This is a genomic window from Rhizobium sp. GR12, from assembly GCF_036596185.1.
GTDB classification, from domain to species: domain Bacteria; phylum Pseudomonadota; class Alphaproteobacteria; order Rhizobiales; family Rhizobiaceae; genus Agrobacterium; species Agrobacterium nepotum.
Window position 1 is genome coordinate 40,218 of record NZ_JASXTH010000022.1, and the last position, 9,173, is coordinate 49,390.

Annotated in this window: 9 protein-coding genes; all 9 read left to right on the plus strand. The window is 59.4% G+C overall.

The window, feature by feature from the left end:
• Nucleotides 1–31 precede the first annotated feature (31 nt).
• Entirely contained in the window at nucleotides 32–847 is an 816-nt protein-coding gene (gene aztA / locus QSK43_RS25810) for a zinc ABC transporter ATP-binding protein AztA (protein ID WP_332305856.1), read from the plus strand.
• Nucleotides 840–1,706 (plus strand): zinc ABC transporter permease AztB, encoded by an 867-nt coding sequence (aztB, locus tag QSK43_RS25815; RefSeq protein WP_045021817.1) that lies wholly within the window; start codon nucleotides 840–842, stop codon nucleotides 1,704–1,706. Before aztA ends, aztB begins: the two co-directional genes overlap by 8 nt.
• A 30-nt stretch (nucleotides 1,707–1,736) precedes the next feature.
• On the plus strand, nucleotides 1,737–2,747 hold the full coding sequence (locus QSK43_RS25820; protein WP_332305857.1) for a metal ABC transporter substrate-binding protein: 1,011 nt from the start codon (nucleotides 1,737–1,739) through the stop codon (nucleotides 2,745–2,747).
• Between the two features lie 164 nt (nucleotides 2,748–2,911).
• Complete coding sequence (locus QSK43_RS25825; protein WP_332305863.1) at nucleotides 2,912–3,604, plus strand: FadR/GntR family transcriptional regulator; 693 nt, start codon at nucleotides 2,912–2,914, stop codon at nucleotides 3,602–3,604.
• The gene (locus QSK43_RS25830) at nucleotides 3,601–4,776 is read left to right on the plus strand and encodes a PLP-dependent transferase (protein WP_332305858.1); all 1,176 of its coding nucleotides are present in this window, start codon (nucleotides 3,601–3,603) and stop codon (nucleotides 4,774–4,776) included. Before QSK43_RS25825 ends, QSK43_RS25830 begins: the two co-directional genes overlap by 4 nt.
• Before the next feature lie 37 nt (nucleotides 4,777–4,813).
• A complete protein-coding gene (locus QSK43_RS25835) occupies nucleotides 4,814–6,073 on the plus strand; it encodes an ABC transporter substrate-binding protein (protein WP_332305859.1) in 1,260 nt (419 codons plus the stop codon).
• A 153-nt stretch (nucleotides 6,074–6,226) separates the two neighbouring features.
• The gene (locus QSK43_RS25840; protein WP_332305860.1) at nucleotides 6,227–7,171 is read left to right on the plus strand and encodes a carbohydrate ABC transporter permease; all 945 of its coding nucleotides are present in this window, start codon (nucleotides 6,227–6,229) and stop codon (nucleotides 7,169–7,171) included.
• A gap of 3 nt (nucleotides 7,172–7,174) precedes the next feature.
• The gene (locus QSK43_RS25845; protein ID WP_003510396.1) at nucleotides 7,175–8,005 is read left to right on the plus strand and encodes a carbohydrate ABC transporter permease; all 831 of its coding nucleotides are present in this window, start codon (nucleotides 7,175–7,177) and stop codon (nucleotides 8,003–8,005) included.
• Between the two features lie 4 nt (nucleotides 8,006–8,009).
• Nucleotides 8,010–9,086, plus strand: a complete 1,077-nt coding sequence (locus QSK43_RS25850; RefSeq protein WP_332305861.1) for an ABC transporter ATP-binding protein — start codon at nucleotides 8,010–8,012, stop codon at nucleotides 9,084–9,086.
• Nucleotides 9,087–9,173: the final 87 nt, after the last annotated feature.

Sequence of the window (9,173 nt, forward strand, 5' to 3'; positions counted from 1 at the left end):
CAACGAATGAAATCCTGCCCCGGAGGGGTCGATGAGCGATCCGTGCCTTGCCTTTAAAAATCTGACACTTGGATATGCCGGCCGCGCGGCGGTGCATCACCTTGATGGTGATATTGCCAAAGGCTCGCTCACGGCTGTCGTCGGCGCCAACGGGTCGGGAAAATCGACGCTGATGAAGGGCATTGCCGGCATTCTGAAACCGCTCGGCGGTGAATGCCGGGTTAGCCCAAGCGTTTCCGTCGCTTATCTGCCGCAGCAATCGGAGCTCGACCGCTCCTTTCCGGCGCAGGTACGAGATCTGGTTGCGCTCGGTCTCTGGCCGAAACGTGGCCTGCTCGGCCGCCATCGCCAGTCGGACCGGGCAGCGATGGGTGATGTGCTGGAGGCCGTCGGGCTTTCCGGTTTTGAAAAACGCAACATCGATTCACTCTCCGGTGGCCAGATGCAGCGCGCTCTGTTCGCCCGAGCTATGTTGCAGGATGCGCAGCTGATCCTGCTGGATGAACCCTTCAATGCCGTCGATGAGCGCACCGTCGCCGACCTCATGGTGCTGATCAAGACATGGGTTGCGGAGGGGCGCACGGTTCTGGCTGTTCTTCACGATTACGAACTGGTGCGCCAGCATTTCCCGCAAACTCTTCTGCTCGCCAGACGGCTGGTGGGTTTTGGCCCGACGCGGGAAGTTCTGCGGCCCGAAACGTTGCAGCAGGCACAGCGGTTTCACGAGGCATGGGACGGTGACGCCCCTTGGTGCGGACCCACGGAAACGACAGACGACGCCGACCCAGTGGAAACGCTGCAGGATTTCCCCAAACACTCTCAGGCCCATTCGCATATCCATGTCTGATATCTTCATCGAACCATTCATCCAGTATGTCTTCATGCAGCGAGCGCTTGCTGGAGCCTTGATCCTTGCTGTCAGTTGCGGGCCGGTCGGGGTGTTTCTCATGCTGCGCCGCATGAGCCTGACGGGTGATGCCATGGCACACGCCATTTTACCGGGCGCTGCGGTCGGCTTTCTTTTTTATGGACTGGAGATTCTGCCGATGACTATCGGCGGGCTGGTTGTTGGCCTTCTGGTCGCACTCGGGGCGGGCGCGGTGTCGCGCTTCACCATCCAGAAGGAAGACGCCTCGCTTGCCGCCTTTTATCTCATTTCGCTGGCGCTCGGCGTGCTGCTCGTCTCATGGCGCGGCTCCAGTGTCGATCTCATGCATGTACTTTTCGGCACGGTGCTGGCGCTGAACAATGAAGCGCTCGGCCTGATCGGCGGTATCTGCGTTGTCACGCTGGTGGTGATGACGGTGTTCTGGCGGGCGTTGCTGGCGGAATGCCTCGATCCACTGTTTCTGCGCTCCGTCAGCAACTGGGGCAGTCCGGTACACTTCCTCTTCCTCGCCATCGTCGTCCTCAATCTGGTTGGCGGGTTTCAGGCACTCGGTACCCTGCTTTCCGTCGGTCTGATGATGCTGCCCGCCGCTGCCAGCCGCTTCTGGTCCAACCGCGTCGCGCCCATGTGCTTCATCTCGATCGGCATCGGCATGGTCTCGTGCTTTGCGGGCCTGCTTTTATCCTATCACGCGTCGCTGCCATCAGGTCCGGCGATCATCCTTTCGGCAGGCGTCATCTATGTCCTGTCCATCATCGTCGGCACACGTGGTGTGCTTCGCGATCTTCTCGGTTCCGGCCGTCACAGAACGGCCTGAAAACAGCGTTTGAAAAAAGGAGACCCTTTCATGTTCAGAACCATTCGTCTTGCCACCTGCGCAAGCATTCTCTCCCTTTCCCCGGTCCTGATGGCGCAGGCAACGGCTGCCGAACTCAAGGTCGTAGCCAGCTTCTCGATCATCGCCGACTTCGCGAAAAATGTCGGCGGCAACCGCGTCGATATCACGACCATCGTCGGGCCGGATGGCGATGCGCATGTCTACGAGCCGCGCCCGGCCGATGCCGTTGCCGTCAGCAAGGCGGATGTGGTGTTGGTGAACGGCCTTGCGTTCGAAGGCTTCCTGAAGCGGTTGATCGATACCAGCGGCACCAAGGCGCCGGTGGTGGAACTAACCAAGGGCGTGCAGTCGCTCAAGCTTTCCGAAGAACCGGTCGGTCACGCCCATCCGGAAGCCGAGGAAGAGGAAGGCCACGACCACAAGGCGGAAGAGGCCGACCACAGCCATGAAACCGCGGAAGCGCATGACCATGAGGGACACCATCATGGCGAATTCGATCCGCATGCCTGGCAGTCGATCAAGAACGCGGAAATCTACGTGAAGAATATCGCTGGCGCATTTTGCGAGGTCGACAAGGCCGGTTGTGCCACTTACACCGCCAATTCGCAGGCCTATATCGCCAAGCTTGCCACCCTTAACGAAAAGGTGAAAACCGAGATCGCCGCCATTCCTCCGCAAAAGCGCACCATCATCACTTCGCATGATGCCTTCGGTTATTTCGAGCATGCCTATGGTCTCGAATTCCTGGCACCGGAGGGTATCTCGACGGACTCCGAAGCTTCTGCTGCGGATGTCGCCAAGCTGGTGGACCAGATCAGGCACGACAATGCCTCGGCGATCTTCGTCGAAAACATCACCGACAAGCGCTTGATGGACCAGATTGCCAAGGAAACCGGCCTGAAGGTCGGCGGCACGCTTTATTCTGATGCGCTCTCCACGGCCGATGGCCCGGCCGCGACCTATATCGATATGGTCAACCACAATATCGATACCATCAAGGCGGCTGTTCTTACCCAGTAAGACGCGCGGTTTCGTATGAGCTGGAGGAGGGTGACTACGTCACCCTCTTTTTTTGGCGATATCTCTTCTGCTCCTACCCTGTTGACAATCGATTTACCCTTTGAAATGGTAAGATGTCAGACCAATTTAAGGGGGGCGACTTGGACAGATCCAGCCACCGACTGATGCAGCCTATTCCGCCGAGCGACCGCGTGCGCCAGGTCGAGGCTGCACTTTCCGACTATGTCGAGCGGGCGGGACTGAAGGCTGGAGACCGGCTGCCGGCTGAGCGCGAGCTGATGGTAGCGTTGGGTGTCGGCCGTTCCACCATTCGCGAAGTTATCCGCAAGTTTCAGGCGTTGGGCGTCATCGACAGCCGCAAGGGCAGCGGCAATTATCTGCTGAAGCCGATCTCTGCCGCCACCGTGCATATGCCGATCTCTATCGATGCCGAAAGCCTGCGCGACGCGTTGTTGATGACGCTAGAAGTGCGGCGCGGCATCGAGGTGGAGGCCTCCATGGCCGCTGCCCGCCGCCGGACAGTCGAGGATATTGTCACCATGGAAGCGCGGCTCGATGAGATGGAGCGTGTGCATCTGGCCGAAGGAACCTCCGGCAAGGCCGATCTTGCCTTCCATCTTTCGATTTACGACGCCACCCACAATACGCTTTTCAAGCAGCTTCTGGAGCAGATGCGCGAAGGTTTCGAGCGTTTCTGGTCAAAGCCGTTCGACCGTCCGGATTTCGCCGGCCGCTCCTTTCCCTTTCATCGCACGCTGTTCAACGCCATCGCCGCCGGCGATGCGGAGACCGCCCGTGAAGAAACACTGAAAATCCTCGCCGTCGTCGAGGAGGATATCAAGGACATGTCGAAATGAACCAAGGCAACGATCTCTTCGATCCCGCCTCCCTGATCGTCGCGCATGACGAGACCCACGCTTTCGAAGCCGTGGTGCCGCCGCTTGTGCAGACCTCGCTTTTCACCTTTTCCAGCTATGACGAAATGGTGTCCACCTATCGCGGCGAAAAGGTGCGGCCAGTTTATACGCGCGGGCTGAATCCCACAGTTCGCCTGTTCGAGGAGATGCTGGCAAAGCTGGAGGGTGCGGAAGATGCGCTTGGTTTTGCAAGCGGCATGTCCGCCATTTCGTCCACCGTGCTCTCCTTCGTGTCTCCGGGCGACCGCATCGTCGCAGTGCGCCATGTCTATCCCGATGCGTTTCGCCTGTTCGGAACCTTCATGCAGCGGATGAATATCGAGGTGGTCTATGTCGATGGCCGCGACGAGGCGGCGGTTGACAAGGCTATGCCGGGCGCGAAGCTTTTCTATATGGAAAGCCCGACCAGCTGGGTGATGGAGGCCCATGATGTCGGTGCACTCGCTGCGATTGGCAAGCGCCATGGCGCCGTCACCGTCATCGATAATTCGTGGGCAAGCCCGGTCTTCCAGCAGCCGATCTCGCTCGGCGTCGATCTCGTCGTGCATTCGGCGTCGAAATATCTTGGCGGGCACAGCGATGTGGTCTCCGGCGTGGTTGCCGGTTCCAAGGCGACGATCGACCGCATCCGGGCGGAGACCTATCCCTATCTCGGCGGCAAGATGTCACCCTTCGATGCGTGGCTGCTCATCCGTGGCTTGCGCACCCTGCCGCTGCGTATGAAGGCGCATCAGGCATCCGCGCTGGATATCGCAAATCGCCTGCAGGCGCTCGATGTGGTGGAAAAGGTTTGCCATCCGGGGCTGGCGAACCGCCTGCCGCCGGGCCTCAAGGGCACGTCCGGCCTGTTTTCCTTCATTTTCAAGGAAGGGGTGGATGTGCGCGCTTTTGCCGACCACCTCAAGCTTTTCAAACTGGGCGTTTCCTGGGGCGGCCATGAAAGCCTTATCGTTCCCGGTGAAGTGGTGCTTGAACAGAAGGCGCAACCGAACTCTGCCCACACGTTCGGCATCAGCGCGCGTTCAGTGCGCCTGCATGTCGGACTGGAGGGCACCGAGGCACTCTGGAACGATCTCGAACCCGCGATCAAGGCGGCCTCCACCGCCGCCTGACGCGTTTTAAAACCGACGATAAAAAGGGGAGAACGACATGAAAAAACTGGTAGCAGCAGCAATCTTTACCGCCCTTATGACCGGAACGGCGCTGGCGGACACGACCCTGAAACTGGTCGAAGTCATTACAAGTCCCGAGCGGACGGAAACGCTGAAGGGTATCGTCTCGAAGTTCGAAAGCGCCAATCCCGGCACCAAGGTGGAGATCATCTCTCTGCCATGGAGCGAGGCCTTCCAGAAATTCGCAACGATGGTTTCCGCCGGCGATGTGCCTGATGTGATGGAAATGCCCGACACCTGGCTTTCGCTCTACGCCAACAATGGCATGCTTGAAAGCCTCGAGCCTTATCTCGCCAAGTGGGAGTACACCAAGGGTCTGAGCGAGCGCACGCTCGAACTCGGCCGCGATGTGAAGAACACTGCCTATATGCTGCCCTACGGTTTTTATCTGCGGGCCATGTTCTACAACAAGAAGCTACTGGAACAGGCTGGCGTGAGGGAACTGCCGAAGACGCTCGACGAATTCGCCGATGCCTCGGAGAAGGTCGCGGCGCTTCCCGGCAAATACGGCTATTGCCTGCGCGGAGGCCCTGGCGGGCTTAACGGCTGGGTCATGTTCGGCGCGTCCATGGCGGGATCGAACGACTTCTTCGCCAAGGACGGAACGTCCACCTTCGACAGCCCCGGCTGGGTCAAGGGCCTGACCTATGTGGTCGATCTCTACAAGAACGGCTACGCGCCGAAGGACAGCGTCAACTGGGGCTTTAACGAGATCGTCGCGGGATTTTATTCCGGCACCTGCGCCTTTCTCGATCAGGACCCGGACGCCCTTATCGCCATCGCCCAGCGTATGAAGCCGGAAGATTTCGGCGTCATGACCATGCCGAAGGGACCTGATGGCAAGACTTTCCCGACCATCGGTTTCGCCGGCTGGTCGATCATGTCGGCATCCGCCAACAAGGACCTCTCCTGGAAACTGGTCGAGACGCTCGAAGGGCCGGAAGGCAATATCGAGTGGAACAAGAAGACGGGCGCGCTGCCGGTGCACAAGTCGGCGGAGAAGGACCCCTTCTATGCCAGCGAGCAGTTCAAGGGCTGGTTCGACGAACTGGCGGACAAGAACGCCGTGCCGACGAAGATGCCGACCTATCTTGAAGAATTCGCCTTCTTCAAGGATTCGCTTGTTATCAAGACATCGCAGGAAGCGCTCCTTGGCGATATCTCGCCCGAAGACCTCGCCAAGCAATGGGCAGACTACATGACGAAGGCGCAGCAGAAGTTCCTGGCCTCCAAATAAACCGACACGGTCGGCCGCGCGACGTTTGAACCCGCGCGGCCGTTCTTGCGGGCTGTCCCAAACGGCAGGCCCCATTTCAAAACGCGCGGACCGGCTGGCCAGAAGCATTAGAAAAATCTGTCCGCCCCGCCGTCTGATCAGGAGCGATCAATCATGTCCTATGCCCATGGCGCCGGACCCGTGGCCTCGCGCAACCGCGCCGGCAAGCCGGTAATGCGGCGTTTTGCTGACTGGGCCGAACCCTGGCTCTATAGCGCGCCTGTGCTCGTCCTCATCGTTGCCGTCATGCTGGTGCCGCTGGTGCTCGGCCTGTCCTATGCATTTCGCGATGTGCAGCTGCTCAATCCTTTTTCCGGCGGCTTCGCCGGCCTGAAACATTTCGAAGCTTTGTCGCAGGACGCGGCCTTTTACCGCGCACTGAAGAACACGCTGTGGTGGACCGGTGCTTCAGTGTTCCTGCAATTTTTCTTCGGCCTCATTCTGGCGCTGCTGCTGGACAAGCCTTTCGCGGGCAGGGGGCTGGCGCAGGCGCTGGTGTTTCTGCCATGGGCGGTTCCAACCTTTCTCGCCGGTCTCAACTGGGCATGGTTGTTTAATCCGGTCATAGGACCGCTGCCGCACTGGATGGTCTCGCTCGGGCTTCTCTCCGCGCCCAACAATATTCTCGCCGATCCGCATCTTGCCATGTGGGGGCCGATCATCGCCAATGTCTGGTGGGGCATTCCCTTCTTTGCCATCACATTGCTTGCCGCACTTCAGGCGATCCCGCGTGATCTTTATGAGGCCGCTTCCATCGATGGGGCAAACCCGTTGCAGCGCTTCACCTCCATCACCCTGCCATTTCTCGCACCCACCATCGCCATCACCGTTTTGCTGCGCACCGTCTGGATCGCCAATTTTGCCGATCTCATCATCGTCATGACCAATGGCGGACCGGCAGACCGCACCCAGATCGTCGCCAGCTACATCTTCACGCAGGCCTTCCGGCGGCTCGATTTCGGTTATGCCTCGGCCATCGCGCTGGTGCTTCTGGTGCTACTTCTGGCCTATTCCATGCTCATCGTGCTCCTGCGCCAACGCCTTATCGAGAAGGACTGACCGATGACATCAAGGATATTCCTCACCCTTGCCCATCGCCTCGCGATCCTTGCCTATATCGTCTTTGCGCTGTTTCCACTGTTCTGGCTGCTCAAGGTCTCGGTTACGCCGAATGACCTGCTTTATAGCGAGGGCGTGCGGATGTGGCCGTCGCACGCGACGCTGGATCATTATCGGTACGTCATAGAAAACAGTGCCTTCCCCACGTTTTTTAAGAACAGCGTCATCGTGGCCGGCTCTACGGCACTTGCCGTCACGGTACTCTCGTCGCTGTCAGGTTATGCGCTGTCGCGCTTCCGCTTCAAGGGCAAATACTGGATCGTGGCGCTGATGCTGATTACCCAGATGTTTCCGCTGGTCATGCTGGTTGCGCCGATCTTCAAGATGCTGTCACCGCTCGGCCTCACCAACAGCCTGACCGGTCTCGTCATCGTCTACACCGCCTTCAACGTGCCGTTTGCCACTTTCCTAATGCAGTCCTTCTTTGACGGTATTCCGAAGGATTTGGAAGAGGCAGCGATGATCGACGGGGCAAGCCGCTTCACGGCCTTCCGCCAGATCATCCTGCCGCTGACACTGCCGGGTATCGCTGCAACGCTCGGCTTCGTCTTCACCGCCGCGTGGAGTGAGCTACTTTTTGCGCTGATGCTGATTTCGGGCAACCAGAGCGCCACCTTCCCGGTCGGGCTGTTGACCTTCGTTTCCAAATTTTCCGTCGATTTCGGGCAGATGATGGCCGCAGGCGTTCTGGCGCTCATTCCGGCCTGCCTCTTCTTCCTGCTCATTCAACGTTATCTCGTGCAGGGCCTGACGGCCGGCGCGGTGAAAGGATAATTCCATGGCTTCCATCGAGCTGAAGAATGTCGGCAAGACCTATGGCGACCTTGCGGTCCTTCACGGGGTCGATCTGAAGATCGAGGACGGCGAATTCATCGTCCTCGTCGGTCCGTCCGGCTGCGGAAAATCGACGCTTTTGCGCATGATCGCCGGTCTGGAAGAGATTTCAGCGGGCGAATTGACCATCGACGGCGAGCGCGTCAACGACCGCAAGCCCAAGGACCGGGATATCGCCATGGTGTTCCAGTCCTATGCGCTTTATCCGCATATGAGCGTCGCCGACAATATGAGCTACAGCCTGCGCTTGCGCCGCAGCACCAAGGAAACAATAGCGGCGGCCGTGGCCGGTGCTTCGGCGAAACTCGGTCTCGATCCCTATCTGGCGCGCCGCCCGAAAGCGCTTTCCGGCGGCCAGCGCCAGCGCGTCGCCATGGGCCGCGCCATCGTGCGCCAGCCTAAGGCCTTTCTGTTCGACGAACCGCTCTCCAACCTCGATGCGCGGCTTCGCGAGCAGATGCGGGCCGAAATCAAGCGCATGCATGCCGATCTTGGCGCCACCTCCGTTTACGTTACCCATGACCAGATCGAGGCAATGACGCTTGCATCCCGCATCGTTGCGATGAATGCCGGCCACGTGCAACAGATCGGCGCGCCGCTTGAGCTTTACGATCGCCCCGCCAATCTGTTCGTCGCCGGTTTCATCGGTTCGCCAGGCATGAATTTTCTGGAAGGACGGTTCGGACGGGAGAATGGCGGCAGTTCCGTTGTGCTCGGCGATGGCACGCGCCTCGAACTCGGCCGCGATGTGAAGCTCGCCGATGGCGAACCGGTGACACTCGGTATCCGGCCGGAACATGTCACCGTTTCGCCTGCGGACGGAGCTGTCGAGGCGACCGTCGATCTCGTCGAGCCGACGGGTCTCGGCATCATCCTGCATCTGACCGTGCATGGATTGCCCTTCAAGCTGTTTTCGTCTGATCGGGCACTGTTGCAGCCGGGCAAGTCCCTGCGGGTCGGTTTCCCGCAGGAACGGCTTCATGTCTTTAACAGAAACGGTGTCAGGATCGGCGAGGCCTGAACTTAAGGCCTCATATCGCGATGCCCTTATCATCGAACCTGTGGATTTTGGTATCATCCGGTGTGATGAAGACGGTATCGCCGTGTC